Below are 17,767 nucleotides of genomic sequence, written 5' to 3' on the forward strand. Positions count from 1 at the left end.
ATGCCTGAGGAAAACTGAAATGGCGAATAACCGCGTAGAGGTTCATGTAGGTGCTAAGACCTCTGAGCTGAAAAAAGGCATGGATGATGCTGAAAAAATTGTCAGTGATTCTGCCAAGCAAATCGAAAATACTACTAAAGGTGTGAACTTTAAGTTTAATCTTTCGGGCATTAAACGCCAATTTGATGATGTTTCAAAATCAATTGCAGACGGGTTTAATAAACAGATTGGAGATGCTTTAAGTGGGTCACGATTAGGTTCTGCTTTTGATGGTATTACTTCCAAATTAGGAGCTCTGCGTGGTGGTGCACTAGTTGCTGCGGGTGCAGTAGCAGGGCTGGCAGTAGGTGGTACCGTAGCAGCTACAGCGGGTTTAGCAACATTGGCAATTGAAGTAGCTAATAATAATGTTGAACTCGCCAAATTTTCAGCCTTAGCAAATACCTCAATACAGTCATTTCAGGGATTATCTGGCGCGGCACAAACATTAGGTTTTTCACAAGAAAAACTCTCAGACATGATGAAAGACTTCAACGAAAAGATCGGTGAGTTTGCATCAGTAGGTTCTGGTGGGGCTAAAGATTTTTTTGAGCAAATCGCCGTTAAAACGGAGTCTGGCGCTGAGGGTGCTAAAAAACTCGCTGAAGAAATGTCCAAGATGGATGGTGTGGAAGCCTTACAGACTTATGTAGATAAGCTGGAAGAAGCTGGAGTCAATCAGCAGCAAATGTCTTTCTATCTTGAGAGCATGGGCTCGGATCTCACTGGATTAATCCCGATTTTGCAAGATGGCGGTAAGCTTTGGAAAGAATACCAGTCTGCTATGGAAGAAGCAGGGATTATTACTGGTGAAGAGGCAATTCAAAAATCCATTGAATTAAAGGCTCAAACTGAAGTACTTCAAATGCAGTACACCGGCTTAAAAAATCAATTGGCTCAAGCAGTGATGCCAGCTTTAAGCGGTGTAATTAGTCATTTTATGAATGGCACCACAAAAGGTGGAGCATTTACCGGAGTTATTCAGACATTAGGCTCAGTTGCCAAGGGCGTGGCAGTCGTTATTGTAGGGCTTGGAGCTGGATTACAAAATCTTGTGCGTTTAATGTCTGGTGTGATGAGTAATCTAAGGACTATTGGAAGTACTGCCGTAAACTTTGTAAATGCGGATGGGATCCTGGCTAAAGGTAAGGCTCTGGCTGGTGGCGTGAAGGCAATCTGGACTGAAACCAAAGATACTGTGGTTGATATTGCTGGTACCACCAAAGCCGCAATTAATTCAGCTTCTAATATCTTTAGTGGAACACCCTCATTTGATCGTTTATCTCAAGCCAAAATAGATATCCAAAATGCTCAACTTGGTAGTAGAGGTGGCAGTAAAGGGGTTACTTCTGGTATCGGACAAAATAAGGCACTCAATCCAGATGGAGGTAAGTCGGATAAGGCAAAGCAGGGTAAATCTGATGCTGTGCGCCAAGCTGAACAAGCAGCTAAAGCACTTGCTGATATTCGGTATAAATATGCATCTGAAGAAAAGAAAATCGCTTTAGATCTACAAAAGGCATTAGATGAGATTGAAAAATCTAAGATGACTGCCGATGAAAAAGCCGCTGCCAAAGTCAAAGCCGAAAAGGATGCCTCAGACAAGATCATTGCTATACGTTCAAAAGAGTTTGAGGAATACAAAAAAGCTCGTGAAGAACAGATCGACAATTATCAACAGCAAGCACAGCGCCTTTATGAAATTGAAGCGGCACGGATCCAAGCTGAATTTGATGCCAAGAAAATTTCAAATGTTCGCAAAGTTCAATTAGAGAAACAGCTCGAAGATCAATTACGTGAAATTAAACGGCAAGGTCTTTTAGAGCGTTTAGCACTTGAGAACGAGCAAACCAGTATTACAGGCAAACAGGGTAATCAAAACCAAATCACAAACAACATTTCAGACTTAGAGACAGATCAGAAAGTTGCTGATACTAAATCTATGGGTTTAATCAGTGATGCGGAAATGAAAGACTTTGAGGCTAAGTTCGGTGGGTTCACATCACGTTTAGCTAACTTGTGGGATCAGGGCATTCAGTCACTTATGAATGGTACTTTGACTTGGAGTAATGCCACTAAAGCCGTTCTAGCCGATATGGGCGCATTTGCATTGCAATCAGCTACTAAAGAGCTTCAAGGCTGGCTCAGAATCCAAGCGATTAAGTTAGCTCGAAAGCTTGGTTTCGTTGGTGCTGAAACGGCGGCCGAAGCATCTGGCCAAGCGGCTCAAACGGGAGCAACAATTGCAGGAGAAGCAACACGTACCAGTGTTACTGCTGCTGGTGGTTTAGCTCGATTGGGATTAAAAGCAGCTGAAGCAATCAAGGGAATCATGATGTCGGCATGGGAAGCTATGGCAGGTGCATTTAAAGCTATGGTTGCTATTCCATACATAGGACCAATTCTTGCCGTAGGTGCGGGTGCTGCTGCGTTCGGTTTAGTTGCTGGTTTAGCTGGCAAGATCAAATCTGCTCGAGGCGGTTACGACATTCCATCAGGTGTAAATCCAGTTACCCAGCTGCATGAAGAAGAAATGGTTTTACCTTCACAACATGCAAATACCATTCGTGAAATGGGTAAAGCCATGCGTAGCGGTGCAAGTTTTGGAGCAGCTGCAGCAGCTGAAGGCGGAGGTGCGGGACCGACCATTAATATTAGTGCAGTAGATGCAAAAAGCATTGAACGATTATTAAAGAGAAATGGTCGTGCGGTCGCTAGTGGATTAAATAGTTACGCGCGTGGATTCGGTAAGAATGGTAAATAAGGGGGTGTAAGTGTCTAACGTTTTATTTCCAGAATTACCCGGTCTTGAGTGGGATACCTCATTAACCCCCATGTTCAATACCAAGATCATGACTTCAATTAATGGCCGAGAGCTCCGTGCGAGCTTTCAGGCTGCACCGAAATATGAAATCTCGTTGTCTTACGCTTTCTTGCGTGAAAATAAGGGGAGAAAAGAATTGCAGCAACTACAAGGGTTTTATTTAGAACGTCGTGGAGCATTTGATTCATTTCTTTATAAGATGCCTGAGGACAATGAATTTAACTGCACATTTGTTGGGGACGGGACCGCGACTTCATTCCAGTTATACAAGGATATGTATACAAGCCAATTGCCCCTTGGTAATACCGAGGAGCAGATTATTGGTGAAGTTGATCCCAATATGTGGAATCAAACACCGGTTAAAACCATGTGGAACTCAAACCAAGAAAAGCTTATGTGGAATAACGCATCGGCTCAGGTAACGAGTGACGGTAAATACGTCCTTTCAGAACCAATTGAAGAGGGTATAGAAGTAAATGTAATGGGTACTTTCTATTATCGATGCCGCTTTAAAGATGACACACAGCAGTATGTCAACTTCATGCACAAACTTTGGAAGGCTGGAAAGGTCGAGTTAATCGGATCCTTAGGAACTAAGATATGAGACAAGCATCACCACAACTTATCGCCTTGCTTGATGCTGATCAGTTCATCATGGCCGATCTTTATACCATCACAACAATTCAGGGCATTGAGTATTGTTATACAAGTTATGATTTTAGTTTGACGGTACAGGGGAAAGAATTTCGTGCTGATGGTCCTATCATAAGCCGAGATGGAACTAGTCTTTCTTTAGGTATTGAAGTCGATAATTTATCAATCACGATTGAGACAAATGAAAGCACGAAATTCGGTGATGTGCCTGTAGCTCAGGCTTTTCACAACGGCATATTAGACGGCGCTCGGCTTAAGTTGGAACGCATATTTATGGATATGTATACGCCAACAGATACTAGTGCCGGCACTATTGTGTTGTTTGAAGGACGGATTGTTGAGCCAGAACTTGATCGATATGTAATTAATGCAAGCGTAGTTTCAGATGTTGATAATTTAAAACTTCAAATGCCAAGAAACTTGTATACACCAGGATGCTTAAACACCTTGTTCGATAGTGCTTGTGGCTTATTAAGTGCTGATTTTGCAGTTAATACGACAATTGCAGCAAAAAGTACGCCTAGCCAAATACTTTGTGATTTAAGTCAACCTCAAGGCTGGTTTACCCAAGGTGTTGTGGAATTTCTAGAAGGAGTAAATATTGGGATTAAAAGAACTGTGCGCTTACATGAAGCTGGTTCTTTGCTCTTAACGTTACCGTTACTACAGATGCCAGAAATTGGCGAAGCAATCCGTGTTTATCCGGGTTGCGATAAGCGTCTTGATACCTGTACGAATCGTTTTAATAACCGTGCTCGCTTTCGTGGTGCGCCGTTCGTCCCAGTTCCAGAAACTTCAATTTAACAATTTTATATTCAATCAAAGCCCTGCAAATCGCAGGGTTTTTTATTTGGGAAATATATTATGGCACTTCCTGATAAAAATGCCTTAATTGGGCCTACGGTCACAGAGGCCCAGTTTAAAACTAATTTGGGCGTAATTATTGATTTTGTAAAACCAATTGAATTGCAAAGTCCTTCTTACTCATCCACCGCACTATTAACAGCCACTAGACCAGCAGAAAGCCAAAGTTACGCTAAAGCTTTAGACACAGGAAAGGTCTGGTTTTGGGATAAACCTGCTGGTTCTGCGGATGGGAATTATTGGAAAGTTACAAACTTAGGTGATCTAGATCAAGCGAAGACATTTGCTAATGCCAATCCGAATTTCAAAGCGGCCACTTTGTCTGGTCAGATAGATTTCAATACACAGATTATTCCCGGTCAGCACAAAATATCAAATAACGATTTTAATAACGCAACTAACAAGCCTCCTTTTAATGTTGGGGGAATTTTAATAGTTGAAGGTTCTGGAGAAGATTACTTTACTCGGCAGCGTTTCTGCACAGTAGACAATCAAGAGGCCGTTAGAACGCGTACAAATGTCTGGAGCTCTTGGGAAAACGTGATTAAAGCTGGCGATATAAAAGCCAAACCAATTACATCGCCAATTGATTTTAATACTTATAAGGCTTCAGGTACTTATACGATAACAACAGCAATTCTTTTGCAGTGTACAAACAGACCGCCAGTCCTTTCGGGAGGGACGTTTGTTGTAGAGGGTTCAGGGGGTGAATATCTTACAACACAGCGTTTTAGATCATACGATAATGTAGATACTTCACGAACCTATAAAGACGTTTGGGTTGCATGGGATACATATGTTAAGTCTTCTGACTTAAAGCCGAAAGTTGTTTCCTCCGCAATCGACTTTAATGCATTTAATGTTCCGGGTGTTTACTCAATCACTGATACGGTGCTTGCAACTTGTGCGAACGGACCGCCTACACCACGCGGTGGGATTTTCCAAAATATTGGTTCTGGAGCTGGTTACTATACCCATAGAATCTTTGTGACATGGACGGGTGAATTTTATTATCAGCCACTAGGTTCAACATGGGGGGGGGCATGGAAGAAAGTAGCAACTACTGATATTACGGACTACTTGGCCCAGCAAATTGCAGCTATTCAAATACCGGGAACTGGTTTAACGGGAAAAAAATGGGCTGCAATTGGTGACTCAATCACATACGGTTTAAACAATACTGATAATCGTAGTTATGCAAATGTATTAGCAGACCGTTACAGTGCAACACTGACTAAACATGCCTTTTCTGGGGCTTGGATCATTGCAGGAACGGGGGCTGTAGGTCCTGCTCCTATTCTATCGCAGTCATATACATCACTGCCTAATGATGCGGATTTTGATTTAATCACAATTGCTGCGGGTACAAATGACCGTATTGATGGAGTGAATGGAAATCTTGGTACTTTTGCGGATCGCACAAATGAAACATTTTATGGTGCACTTCATGTGTTGATTGCTGGCTTAAAAAGTAAATATCCGAATGCTCGCATGTTGTTTATTTCACAAATTCCGAGAACTGGTTTTAGGTTTACACCAACCGGAGCAACCGAGGATATTGATAAGAAATATAAAGCGATTGTAGATGTGTGTGATTACTACGGTGTCCCTGTTTGGTCCGGACACAAGAATTTTGGTTTTCATCCAGATGATAATGCAACTTTCAGAAGTGAAAGAATGCCTGATGGATTGCACCCAAGTGATAAAGGCCAAGTTTGGTATGCGAACCGCCTAGAACAACCAATTTTAAGTGCAGCTAAATAAGGCCATCAATCATGAAAAATATTGAAGCAGTTCAAGAGGCGCTTACGTGGCTAGGTACACCATATCATCACCAAGGACGTGTTAAGGGTGTTGGTGTGGATTGCGGTACTTTGATTTGTGAGGTCTATGAGAAAGTAGGCCTCATGGAGCATTTGGATCCGCGGCCATATCCTCCAGACTGGCACCTGCATCAGATGGGGCAGCGTTATTTAGAACTTATCTTAGGTGTATGTGATCCAGTTGAAGGACCACCACAACCGGGTGACATCGTTTTATATCAATTTGGCAAGTGCATTAGTCATGGCGCAATTGTCATTGAGTGGCCGCAGGTCATTCACAGTTATCTCCATCAGGGAGTGATTATCCAAGATGGAACTAAAGGAAGTTTAGCCCGGCGAATTGCCGGGTTTTTTCGTATGAAGAGGCTTAAATAAATGGGTGGATTATTTGGCGGTACCACGATTAGTACTACTGATACCCGTATTAACTCTATGCGGATTCAACAATCAGCTTACGGGCTGTGTCAGCCTTTGGTTTATGGCAAAACCCGTGTAGCTGCCAATATGTTTTGGTACGGTGATTTCTTAGCAACGCCTCACACTACTGTTGAGAAATCAGGCGGTAAGGGGGGGAGTACTAAAACCAGCAATACAACATTTAGTTATAGTGCTTCACTCATGCTGGGGTTATGTGAGAACCAGATTAAAAAGATTGGTCTGATATGGGTTGATAAAGATCAGTACATAACTAAGCTGGAAGGCTCTATTACGCTAGATCCAATCGACCAGCTAAAGTTTGAATTATATGATGGGAACAATAACCCTCCGTGGGGGTGGTTAGTTTCAAAGCATCCGGATCAGGCAATTAACTATCCATTTTTGGGATATGTAGCATGTGCTAATTATGAGATGGGAAATAGTGCGAGCCTTTCAAATCATAACTTTGAAGTGATTAGCACAATTACTCTGTCAGAAACTATTGACGATGCTAACCCGGCTGATGTGATTGAAGACTTTATTACGCATCCACGCCATGGGGCAGCACCAAATTTAAACATGGCTGATTTAGAAGAGTTCCGCACTTATTGCCGAGCTGCCAATCTTTTAATCAGCCCAGCCTTTACAGAGCAACGGGCAGCCTATGAAACAATCAACGAGATTGTAGAAGCTGTAAATTGTGCTGTGGTACCAAGTCCAGACGGTTTAAAGATCCGTTCATTTGGTGATTCTGCAATTACAGGAAATGGCGTTACCTTTACTCCGGATCTCACGCCTGTTTATCACTTAACTGATGATGATTTTATTAGTGACGATGAGCCGGTACGAGTACGCCGTAGCCGTGATACGGATGCCTATAATCATGTGCAGATTGAATACATCAACCGATACAATCAGTACAACACAGAAACGACTGAAGCCAAGGACCAAGCAAATATTGAGATGTTTGGTTTAAGGACTGAAGATCCAGTAGAAAGCCATTATTTTTGTGAACCCAAAATAGCCCGCCATGCGGCGCAGCTTCGCTTACAACGATTGCTGTATGTGCGTAATGAATACGAGTTTACCTTAGGTTGGAAGTACTGCCGGTTAGAGCCTATGGATATCGTCACTATCACAGATGAAGCATTAGGCTTAGATCAATTTCCTGTACGTATTACACGTATTGAGGAAGATGAGTTCGGTGAATTAACTATCACGGCTGAGGAACTTGCCGTAGGTTCAAGATCTGCCATTGAATACGATTCACAAGCTTCTAATGGTTATCAAGGCGGTAATGAAGAGCCAGGTAATGTGAATGCTCCAGCTATCTTTGAACCTCCGTTAGATTTAACTGATGGAAAGAATCAAGTATGGGTGGCTGTGTCAGGTGGCATTAATTGGGGTGGTTGTAACGTTTGGGCCAGCCTTGATAATACGACTTATGAAATGATCGGGACTATTTATGGATCCGCACGATATGGTCAACTTGTAACGGCCATTGATGCAGATGATACCACTTTTCAAGTTGAGCTTAATACAGCAAGTCGAATCTTCAGCGGCACCTTACAAGATGCTCAAGTCGATCAAACGCTTTGTAAAGTCGGTGACGAGTATTTTAATTATCAGGTAGCCACATTAAACGGATCTGGTCTTTATACCTTAAGTGATGTTCTGCGTGGACGCTTTGACGATGCTCAGATTCATAGCGCTGGTGAACCTTTTGTACGCCTTGATCGGGCTATTTTTGTATATCCATATAATGAAAATCTAGTGGGTAAACAGATCTTCTTAAAATTCACCAGTTTTAATGGCCTAGAACGTAAAGAGCAAACACTTGATGAAGTTACGGCTTATAGCTATACCTTATCGGGTGGACGTCCTGCGGGTGTGAAGGGCTTATCACTTCAATCGCCGTTTGTTGGTTCTACCTTTAAAGTCCAATGGCAAAGTTCAAGCGGTGCAGATGGCTATCGGGTACAAGTCTGGTCGAATGGTGCAATGATTCGTGAAGTTGATACAACAAATACGGATTATAGCTATTCGATTGAAGAGGCTAAAACTGATGGAATAGGCCGAGCTTATACAATCCGTGTAGCAAGTAAGAACGGCGACCAGATCAGCACGTATGCTGAACTAAGTATTAGTAATCCGGTACCGCCAGTACTCCTAAATGTTTATACAGCTGCAACGGTAGATTCTATTACAGTGAATTGGGTACCGAGCGAAGTGCCAGACCTGAAAGATTATGCAGTATGGCTCAGCACGACTTCTAATTTCGATCCTACACAAATACCGCCTTCGTGGACCGGCACAGATTTAACAACTACTTTTGGAGGCTTACAACCAACAACCCCATATTACATTCGTGTCGCTGTACGTGATGTATGGGAAAACACAGTCTGGAACTACACAAATCAGATTACTCAGAGTACTTCTGAAGGTTAATTTAAATTAGTTACTTAGCACCCGATGGGGTGCTTTTTTGTTAGGTGTATATGGTGAGTGAATTATGTAAGTTTACAAATTAAGTCAATCAAAATGTGATATTCGAATAAATAACTTTGTTTCTAATTAATAAAGGTAACTAAGAATGGCAACAGTAAACGCAACAGATGTAATTGATGGTTCAGAGAATCAGAAGCAGATTAATGATAAAACTATTCAGGTGGTTAAAACACTTAATGATCTTATTAGTGTGGTCCCAAGAGAAGAGGGACAGATAGTTAGAGTTTTATCCTATCATACCCCAATGTCTGGATTAAAAAATCCTAGGACTGGTGGCGGTTTATTCGTATGGAGCGGAACAGAAAGTAAAAGTAAGCATGATGGTGGATATACTATTGATCCATTAATAAATTTACCGACTTTTACTAACTTTAATACTTATTATAGCCCTGCCAATACAGGAAATGGTTGTTGGGTTCGTATTGATGGTAGTTCTGAAATTGATGCTGAGAATTATGGGCTAAGCCAAGATTCAACATTTGTATGGTCTTGTGCTGCAGTGAATCAGGCGCTGTATTATGCAGCATCATTCAATTTACCTCGTACTGTTAAAATTGGGACAGGCACTTTTAGAACAACTAATCCTATTATCATTTCTAAAATCCATACTGCACAAGGAACTTCTGTCTACTATCGAGTACCAAAATTGATAGGTGCAGGTCGTGGAGCAACTGAATTCATCAAAACTACGACTAATCATGTGGGTAGTGGTTATCTTACGGATAATATTGATGCAGTTATTTTTGTGTGCCCTAAAGATGGTGATTTATATGGTATGTATGATCGTGTCGAAGGTATTTCAGTTTATCGATACGGTTCAGTTGCTGGAACAGGTTATGGCTTTTATTTGCGAGCAAATATTTATGGAAGTCGAAATGACCTGCGGGCAGTTGGGTGTGATAAAGGGTATTTTCAAACTGATTGCTGGATGTCCCAAGTTAACAATATCTTGACGGATAATACGGTTTCACTTGGTATTGGGATTACATCCGGTACATCAGTAACAGGGCGTAATCTTTATGTTACGAACTCTCAGGGTGTCGGTATTGATCTTTCCGCACTCACTTATTCAGATTTATCTGTACATGCTGATGGTTGTGGTACAGGATCACCAGATGGTGCTAATGCCATTCAGGGTTCATTGACTCATTCAACGCGCTTATTGGCATCTGTTGAGAATCACAAAGGAACGGAATTTTATTTTACAAATAGCCGCGGTGTTGTGATTACTGGGCGCAGTTATAATACAGCTGATATTTCAACTACAGTTCCAAAAATCAAAATCGACTATGAATCAAATATTAAATTCGTTGGTTTTGATTGGGAAAAAACATTCAGTAATAGAACACAAGTTGAGGCTGAAAAGTATACGTTCTTATCTCGAATAAGCTCACCAAATGTAAGCTTTGAAAATTGTACATTCAACGATTACTTCAAGGACTTTCCATATAAGTTATCCGATTCACGATTAGTATCTGAATATACATCTACAGGCTATCGTGAGGTAGACCGTACAATTTATTCTAAGGTTGTTTTCACTGGTACAACATATAAAAAATCTGCTTATGTTGGGGATTGTGGCCGATTCTTTATTGAAAAAGCAATTTGCACAAACCCAGCTTATGACCGTTACTTTGAGTCAGCTGTTGCTGGCTATAAAAAGTCATCTGTATCAACTAATGCTAATTCACCTACACAATTGTCTACTGCTTATTATGCGGATGGCATGCTCAATACAATTAATATATGGGGATATATCGATACCAATGGTTGGCTCTGGCTAAGAAATGATGTAACTGGCGGTAATAATTTGGAGTATCAATTTATTATCCGTAAATGATCTAAAAAACCGAATATCAGTTGGGATTTTTAAAAAATCAAAGCCCTTTGCATCATGTAAAGGGCTTTTTTATTACCTTAATTTTCTGGAGAAATAAATGGAACCAGTTTCCACTAGTGGTTTTACAGCACTTTTAAAATTATATGGGATTGCAATCATGGTGACTTTAGCTGTCGGTTTAGTTGCAGCAGTTGTTTTGATGACACGTATGCCACGCTCACCGCAAGAGTGGGCCGTAGGGTTAATCTGTACAGTTGTATCAAGTCTTGCTGGCGGCTCATTCATTATTATGAAGTGGGGCCTTCATGAATGGGTTGCTGACGTATGGGGGATGATTGCACTTGGTGGATTCTTCTTTGTTTGTGGATTACCCGGCTGGGCTTTGGTCCGGTGGATCTTTAACTTTATCGATAAACAGGAAGGTAAAACGATCGTTGAAGTGATCAAAGAATTTAAAAAAGCCAGAAAAGACATCGAAAACAGTTAATGCCGCCTTCGGGTGGTTTTTTTACATCTAAAGGATACTGAAATGAATATTGAACAATATCTTGAAGAACTCATTAAACGTGAAGGTGGGTATGTAAATAATCCAGCGGATCGAGGAGGCGCAACAAAGTACGGTATTACTGAAGCAGTTGCTCGAGCAAACGGATTTAAAGGCAGTATGAAAGACTTACCACTTGAAACTGCTAAGGCAATTTATAAAAAACAGTACTGGACGGCTCCGAGTTTTGACCAAGTGAATACAGTCAGCTCAGCAGTGGCCGAAGAGCTGTTAGATACCGGTGTTAACTGTGGTACTGGCTTTGCAAAACCACTTTTACAGCGTGCTTTGAATCTATTAAATAACAATGGTAAAGCAGGGTGGCCAGATTTATCAGTGGACGGGATTTATGGGCCAGCAACATTAAATGCTCTCAAAACATATTTAACAAAGCGTGGGAAGGAAGGCGAGAAAGTTCTGGTTCGAGTTCTTAATATCATGCAAGGCCAACGTTACATCGAAATCTGTGAACGCAATTCCACGCAGGAGCAATTCTTTTATGGTTGGATTGCAAACCGGATCGGCTAGCATGAAAATCTTTCATTGTAAGCGAACTAAGGTTGCTTCATTCATAACAGTACTATGTATTTTGTTCTCAGGATGCACAGCCCATACAATCAACAATAATGTAAATGTTGGGATTTGTATTAAGGCCCTATAAAGGGCCTTAATCTTTTATTCTGTAACATCAATATCAATTTGATCAATTAATCCTTTCAATGAAAGCGTCCCGTTAAATCTCTTAAATAAATCAAAAAATTCGCGGAAAGTTAGATCTTGATTTACTTTTCTAACAGTAGGCTTTATACCACTTCTAATTTGATCTCTAAATTCTTCAAAATTAAAATCATCTAATATGTAGTAATCAACTGTTATTTCTTTATCCTGACCTGAATATTTCCCAAGTGGATAAAAATCTAAACCAATTACAAACTCATTTTCGTTGATTAAGCCAACTTTAATGAGTTCCTGTTTAATATTGATCAAATCTGCGTTATCTGCAGCTAATGTGCCAGTATAATCATCATATTGAACACCAGCTTTAAAGTTTTTAGTGTACATTTGTATTCCTTTCTATTTATAAAGTGAAGATAGATAATAAGTTTTTAAAATAATTATTCAATTCGACTAATTAATAATAGTCAACAATTCATCCCATCGAAACGGATTTCTACTAAGTTTATCTCCCGACATTGACCAGTTTCGGCCAAGTACAATTCTAGGAGTCGGTATCATTTTTCTTAATTCGGTCAAATTCAGTTAAAATTTAAATCATCTTAAAGCATCTCTTTTAATTCCTCTAACTTTTTAATTATATTTGGATGCATTTTTGATCTAAATTTATAACCAGTTGAAATTTGGATAGAAATTTTCCATTTATCAAAATTTAAATTTTTTTCCTTTAAGATTTTTAGGTAATCCTCTATCCAATCTTTATTCTTTAAGAAAGATATGAAAAATGATATTTTTTCAGAATGTTCAAGTTTCTTAGGGAGCTTTGTAGAGTAAGGATTATTATAATATGGAAAGACAATAGAAGATTGATCTGGTAATTCAAAATATATATTTTCTATAGTAATAGTTCTATCGCAAATATTTATAGCTTCAATACTAAAATATATGTCTTCAAAGTTAATAGTTCCATCAGCTTGAGGAAAGTGGGATGTATTGCTATTAATTTTTAGTTTTAATTTATTGGAATTTATAGCAATATAAAGTGAGATCATTACTGCTGCTAAAGTTCCAGCAGAGGCTAACCAAGTGCCAACCATCGACCAAAAAGAGATATCAATATTTGTTAATCCAAAATAAGTGGTTTCTATAGCCATTGATTCAAGCCTTTAGGAATACTTATAAGTCTAATCTAACTTAGATTAAGTACTAAACTCTAACTAAAGTTAGTTTCTTTCACTTTTTTTTGCTAATTCTTTGCCTCGTGCAATTTCTTCACGAGTTAGGCTCAAAGAGTTTTTCCCTAGTTTCTCCATTACTGCAGATAAAAGTTTTTCTAATGGAATATCTTCCAAATTATCGATTCTTTTATGTTCAAAACTACTTTCAAGTCTAGCTACGATATCAGCATTCATTGATCGATTTAGTTCTTTTGCGGATTGAGCAATCTTTTGCTTCAAGTCATCAGGAAGTCTTAAATTATATTGTGCATTTAAATGACCGCTACTCATGCTCTGTATTCTCTTGAAGTAGAAAGAATAAATCAACTAATTGTCCACATGTGGACATGTATACATATTAAATAGTGTCTAGTGGGTATTGACAATAGTAGCCGATGGGTACTAAATTTTAGTAGTAGCCACTGGATATTATTTTGGAAGTAATCATGAGTAAGCATAAACATCCGCAATATAACCTGCGCCTATCACAAGATTTAAAAATTTTTTTAGCTGAGCAAGCGAAAAAAGAAGGGCGCTCTTTAAATAATTTTATTGTTAAAACTTTAGAGGAAACTCGTTGCAAGTTATTAACACAAACTAATTAAAATAATGAAGCCCCTGAATCTTGGCGGACTAGGGGCTTCTATCCAACTCGGTTAGGAAATTAGATATGACAAGTCTAGCATTAACATTTAATGAAGTGAACTTACACCCAATTTCTATAGATGATGGGCAGGTATGGGTAGGGGCAACCCAAATTGGGTTAGCCTTAAGATACGCAAATCCTGAAACGGCAGTAATTAAACTGTTTAATCGAAATATTGAAGAGTTTTCTGCGAATATGACTCGTTTAGTAGAAATCAAAACAAAGGGTGGTGTGCAATCTGTAAGAGTATTTTCATTGCGTGGTTGCCACCTTATTGCTATGTTCGCAAAAACTGCGATTGCTAAAGAGTTTCGTAAATGGGTTTTAGATATTCTTGATAGAGAAGTTGGAGCACCTGTTGCTAAAACTCATAAATCTGAACGTGTATCACTCAATGATGCCATTCACTTACTAGTGGCCAAAACTAAAAACCTGAACTTCTCTGATGCCTACAAACTGGTGCACCAGCGGTTTGCTGTAGAAGGTATAGATGAGATTCCATTTGACCAAATTCCTGTAGCTGTTGAATACGTTCATCATCTCATTGCGCTTATGAGCAATAAAAACGGTAATACAGGACTAGACACTAATGTTAGAGCCATGGCTATATACCTAGCTTGGCTAAGCGGGTGGTGGAGACAATTTGGACCTGCGGTAAGAGGAATCAATCCGCACATGGCCGCAGCAATCCATGACTATTTCAATGATGGTGGCTTTGTTGCTTGGTCATTCATTGAAAAGGAAAAGAGAGCTGAACTCCACAAACGCATAGACACTCATCCTTGGCATTTACCACCAATGGACCGCTATCATTTGCTAAATAGAATTTAATAGTTCAGTAGCGATGGCGGGAGTTGAACCCGCGTCTGCAAATAAGAAGCCCCGATTAAGGGGCTTTTTACTATGCAGCACTCAGCATCTTGGCAATTTCAGATGCTGTAGGATTGTAATAAGTATTTACTAAAACACTAATCGTTTTATGGCCAGTAATCTTCGCTAGGATCTCTACTGGTAAACGGTAGTCATGAACAAAACGTGTAATAGCTTCATGTCGTGTGTCATGGAATGTAATAACACCATCTAAGCCAACTCTACGTAAGTTACGTTGCCATATTAATCGAAAGGCATTTGATGTAAGAGGAACCATACGATCATCATCAGCATCGTCTGGTAGCCAAGAAAGTAGCTCTTTTGTCTTAGCAGTTAAAGGCACATCACGAGAAGTACCATTCTTAGTATCTAACAGGCGAATGAAATCAGGAAAGATTAATGATTTCTCTACGCTAAGTATTTCACCTTTACGCATAGCCGTTTCAAGTGCAAATAGAAACGACCATGCAACTCGGTGTCTTGGCTGAACAGGTACTTTCCCCCATTCATAATCGAGCCCAGCTAAAACCTTATCTATATAGTTCTGGTAAATTCGTTGATTACGTGGAGGAGGAGCAGTAGGTTTTGATATTTCTTTGAATGGATTTTCTTTAGTTAGAAATAGTTCTTTTCGAGCAAAGTCAAAAACAGAGCTATACATAGCCATTTCGCGAATGACGGTTGCGCCTTTAACTTGCTTTAACCTTTTGTCACGCCATTGTTTAACTAATGCTGGTGTCAGGTCGTGAATTGATTCATCTGCTAATTTCCCCCAGTTTTTCTTAAGGCATTTAAGCATTTGAACAATTAAGCGGGCACTCTTCATTTTTCTGCCTTCTTCTTGATAGTACTGTTCAAAAAGAGCATAGAAGGAGATATGGATTTTTTCAGGCTCAGGGTTAGCCTGTTGAGATTGTAATTCTAATAATTTTTTTGCGGCCCATTGTTCACATTCACTCGCAGTATCTCGAGTAGCTGTGTAACGTTTGCCTAGATAACGAACAGTAATGCGCCACGCGTCCCCGCGCTTAACCGGCTTTTGCATAATAACACTCCAAATTTCGTGGTGTCGCCGCGACACCAAAATTCGCGAAAGCCTAAAAGACATCCACTTTTTTGGTGTCGCAACGGAAATATAAAGCGTTTTTTAATGCGAATTTTGACTATTTTGAGTAGTCAAAGCTGACCGATCGACAATAAAAAACAGGCCACATAACTAGTTAAAGTTATGCAGCCTATTGATTTTAATACATAAAATCTTGGAGCGGGAAACGAGACTCGAACTCGCGACCCCAACCTTGGCAAGGTTATGCTCTACCAACTGAGCTATTCCCGCAATGTGAGCACATTATAGAGTGTTTCACTAAAGTGTCAACACTCTTGTGATTTAATTGAACATTTAATCAGCACGACGCCAAACTGTACCTTGACGCGTATCTTCTAATACAACACCTTGGTCGAGCAAAGACTGACGAATACCATCTGCTTTAGCAAAGTCTTTTGCTTTTTTCGCATCTACACGTTGTTGAATAAAATCTTCAATTTCAGCATCAGACAAAGTAAGCGCTTCTTGTCCAATATCTGATTTTAAGAAATCATCTACATTGTGTTGTACCAAACCTAAAATGTTGGTGAGGTGACGTAATGTCGAATAAAGCACAGTCGCTTGGTCTGCTTGCTCTTCTTTTACAGCACGATTTAGCTCTTTGTTCAGTTCAAACAATACCGCCATTGCTTCGGCAGTGTTGAAGTCATCACACATTGCATTGTTAAAGCGTTCAATAAAGCTTTGATCAAGTGTTTCAGTTGTCGTTTGACCGTACACTTGTTGGTAAGCTTTAAATGAGTGATAGAAGCGAGTTAAAGAAGTTTTTGCTTCTTTAAGTGCTACATCAGAGAAGTTCACAGGACTACGATAATGTGAAGACACGATAAAGTAACGGATCACTTCAGGGTGGAATTTTTCCATCACGTCACGAATAGTAAAGAAGTTGCCTAAAGACTTAGACATCTTTTCACCATCAACGTTAATGAAGCCAACATGCATCCAGTAGTTTACATATTGTTCGCCAGTTGACGCTTCACTTTGCGCAATTTCATTTTCATGATGAGGGAACATTAAATCTGAACCACCACCATGAATGTCAAAGTGATTGCCTAAGCAGCAAGTCGACATTGCAGAACATTCAATGTGCCAACCCGGACGGCCATTGCCCCAAGGAGATGCCCAAGATGGTTCATTTTCTTTGGCATGTTTCCAAAGTACAAAGTCAAACGGATGTTTCTTTTCAACTTCTACGTCAACACGCTCACTTGCGCCAGCTTGCATATCATCAAGCTTACGGCCAGAGAGACGACCATATTTCTCAAATTTAGTGACTTCAAAATAAACATCGCCATTTGCAGCAGGGTAAGCCGAGCCTTTATTGACCAGATTGCCAATCATGTTTTGCATCTGATCAATATATTCAGTCGCTTTAGGTGCTTCATCGGGTGCAGCACAGCCTAAGTTAGCTGCATCTTCGTTCATTGCATCAATGAAACGAGTAGTGAGCTGCTGAATGGTTTCACCATTTTCATTCGCGCGTTTAATAATTTTGTCGTCAATGTCGGTAATGTTGCGAATATAGCGAACATTCCAGCCTTGGCTACGTAAGAAACGAATAATGTAGTCAAATGCAACCATAACTCGAGCATGCCCGATATGACAGTAATCGTAAACGGTCATACCGCAGACGTACATATCGATGTGACCTTCTTTGCGAGGTACAAATTCAACTTTTTTTCGTTGCTCAGAGTTATATAAAACAAACGGTTGCATAAGGGTTTTCAAACACTCAACAAAA

16 protein-coding genes and 1 tRNA gene are annotated in these 17,767 nt (G+C 39.9%); 11 read left to right on the plus strand and 6 right to left on the minus strand.

Annotated elements, in window-relative coordinates:
• Nucleotides 1-19: 19 nt before the first annotated feature.
• The 9 genes from I7H67_RS04805 to I7H67_RS04850 all read left to right on the plus strand — a co-directional run bounded on the left by I7H67_RS04805 (nt 20) and on the right by I7H67_RS04850 (nt 12,041).
• Nucleotides 20-2,803, plus strand: coding sequence for a phage tail protein (locus tag I7H67_RS04805; RefSeq protein ID WP_198307229.1), 2,784 nt, complete (start codon nt 20-22; stop codon nt 2,801-2,803).
• Between the two features lie 10 nt (nt 2,804-2,813).
• On the plus strand, nt 2,814-3,467 hold the full coding sequence (locus I7H67_RS04810; protein ID WP_198307230.1) for a DUF2460 domain-containing protein: 654 nt from the start codon (nt 2,814-2,816) through the stop codon (nt 3,465-3,467).
• Nucleotides 3,464-4,321 carry a DUF2163 domain-containing protein gene (locus I7H67_RS04815; protein ID WP_198307231.1) on the plus strand — a complete coding sequence of 286 codons (858 nt, stop codon included), beginning with the start codon at nt 3,464-3,466 and terminating at the stop codon, nt 4,319-4,321. The genes I7H67_RS04810 and I7H67_RS04815 overlap by 4 nt, the downstream gene beginning before the upstream one ends.
• A gap of 60 nt (nt 4,322-4,381) precedes the next feature.
• The gene (locus I7H67_RS19625; protein ID WP_227602528.1) at nt 4,382-6,145 is read left to right on the plus strand and encodes a GDSL-type esterase/lipase family protein; all 1,764 of its coding nucleotides are present in this window, start codon (nt 4,382-4,384) and stop codon (nt 6,143-6,145) included.
• An 11-nt stretch (nt 6,146-6,156) separates the two neighbouring features.
• On the plus strand, nt 6,157-6,579 hold the full coding sequence (locus I7H67_RS04830) for a C40 family peptidase (RefSeq protein ID WP_198307232.1): 423 nt from the start codon (nt 6,157-6,159) through the stop codon (nt 6,577-6,579).
• Nucleotides 6,580-9,069 (plus strand): phage tail protein, encoded by a 2,490-nt coding sequence (locus I7H67_RS04835; RefSeq protein WP_198307233.1) that lies wholly within the window; start codon nt 6,580-6,582, stop codon nt 9,067-9,069.
• Nucleotides 9,070-9,373: 304 nt separating this feature from the next.
• On the plus strand, nt 9,374-10,969 hold the full coding sequence (locus I7H67_RS04840; protein WP_198307234.1) for a hypothetical protein: 1,596 nt from the start codon (nt 9,374-9,376) through the stop codon (nt 10,967-10,969).
• Nucleotides 10,970-11,066: 97 nt separating this feature from the next.
• The gene (locus tag I7H67_RS04845; RefSeq protein ID WP_198307235.1) at nt 11,067-11,456 is read left to right on the plus strand and encodes a hypothetical protein; all 390 of its coding nucleotides are present in this window, start codon (nt 11,067-11,069) and stop codon (nt 11,454-11,456) included.
• Nucleotides 11,457-11,498: 42 nt separating this feature from the next.
• Nucleotides 11,499-12,041 (plus strand): glycoside hydrolase family 108 protein, encoded by a 543-nt coding sequence (locus I7H67_RS04850; protein ID WP_198307236.1) that lies wholly within the window; start codon nt 11,499-11,501, stop codon nt 12,039-12,041.
• 147 nt (nt 12,042-12,188) lie between these two features.
• Here the strand turns inward: I7H67_RS04850 and I7H67_RS04855 are convergent, their stop codons facing one another.
• The 3 genes from I7H67_RS04855 to I7H67_RS04865 form a co-directional block, all read right to left on the minus strand.
• Nucleotides 12,189-12,575: a hypothetical protein gene (locus I7H67_RS04855; RefSeq protein WP_198307237.1), complete on the minus strand. Its 387-nt coding sequence runs from the start codon at nt 12,573-12,575 to the stop codon at nt 12,189-12,191.
• A 215-nt stretch (nt 12,576-12,790) separates the two neighbouring features.
• Complete coding sequence (locus I7H67_RS04860; protein ID WP_198307238.1) at nt 12,791-13,342, minus strand: hypothetical protein; 552 nt, start codon at nt 13,340-13,342, stop codon at nt 12,791-12,793.
• 69 nt (nt 13,343-13,411) lie between these two features.
• The gene (locus I7H67_RS04865; RefSeq protein ID WP_071226421.1) at nt 13,412-13,696 is read right to left on the minus strand and encodes an Arc family DNA-binding protein; all 285 of its coding nucleotides are present in this window, start codon (nt 13,694-13,696) and stop codon (nt 13,412-13,414) included.
• A 155-nt stretch (nt 13,697-13,851) separates the two neighbouring features.
• On the opposite strand from I7H67_RS04865, the gene I7H67_RS04870 reads away from it, so the two are divergent.
• Nucleotides 13,852-14,010, plus strand: coding sequence for a toxin-antitoxin system HicB family antitoxin (locus I7H67_RS04870; RefSeq protein ID WP_198307239.1), 159 nt, complete (start codon nt 13,852-13,854; stop codon nt 14,008-14,010).
• 65 nt (nt 14,011-14,075) lie between these two features.
• Nucleotides 14,076-14,882 (plus strand): Bro-N domain-containing protein, encoded by an 807-nt coding sequence (locus I7H67_RS04875; protein WP_198307240.1) that lies wholly within the window; start codon nt 14,076-14,078, stop codon nt 14,880-14,882.
• Between the two features lie 70 nt (nt 14,883-14,952).
• Here the strand turns inward: I7H67_RS04875 and I7H67_RS04880 are convergent, their stop codons facing one another.
• The 3 genes from I7H67_RS04880 to cysS form a co-directional block, all read right to left on the minus strand.
• A complete protein-coding gene (locus I7H67_RS04880) occupies nt 14,953-15,966 on the minus strand; it encodes a tyrosine-type recombinase/integrase (protein ID WP_198307241.1) in 1,014 nt (337 codons plus the stop codon).
• A 215-nt stretch (nt 15,967-16,181) separates the two neighbouring features.
• Nucleotides 16,182-16,257: transfer RNA gene (locus I7H67_RS04885), tRNA-Gly, on the minus strand.
• Nucleotides 16,258-16,320: 63 nt separating this feature from the next.
• A complete protein-coding gene (gene cysS / locus I7H67_RS04890; protein ID WP_111854818.1) occupies nt 16,321-17,742 on the minus strand; it encodes a cysteine--tRNA ligase in 1,422 nt (473 codons plus the stop codon).
• Nucleotides 17,743-17,767 lie beyond the last annotated feature (25 nt).

Origin of the sequence: Acinetobacter sp. ACIN00229 (genome assembly GCF_016106645.1) — a bacterium.
Taxonomy (GTDB): domain Bacteria; phylum Pseudomonadota; class Gammaproteobacteria; order Pseudomonadales; family Moraxellaceae; genus Acinetobacter; species Acinetobacter oleivorans.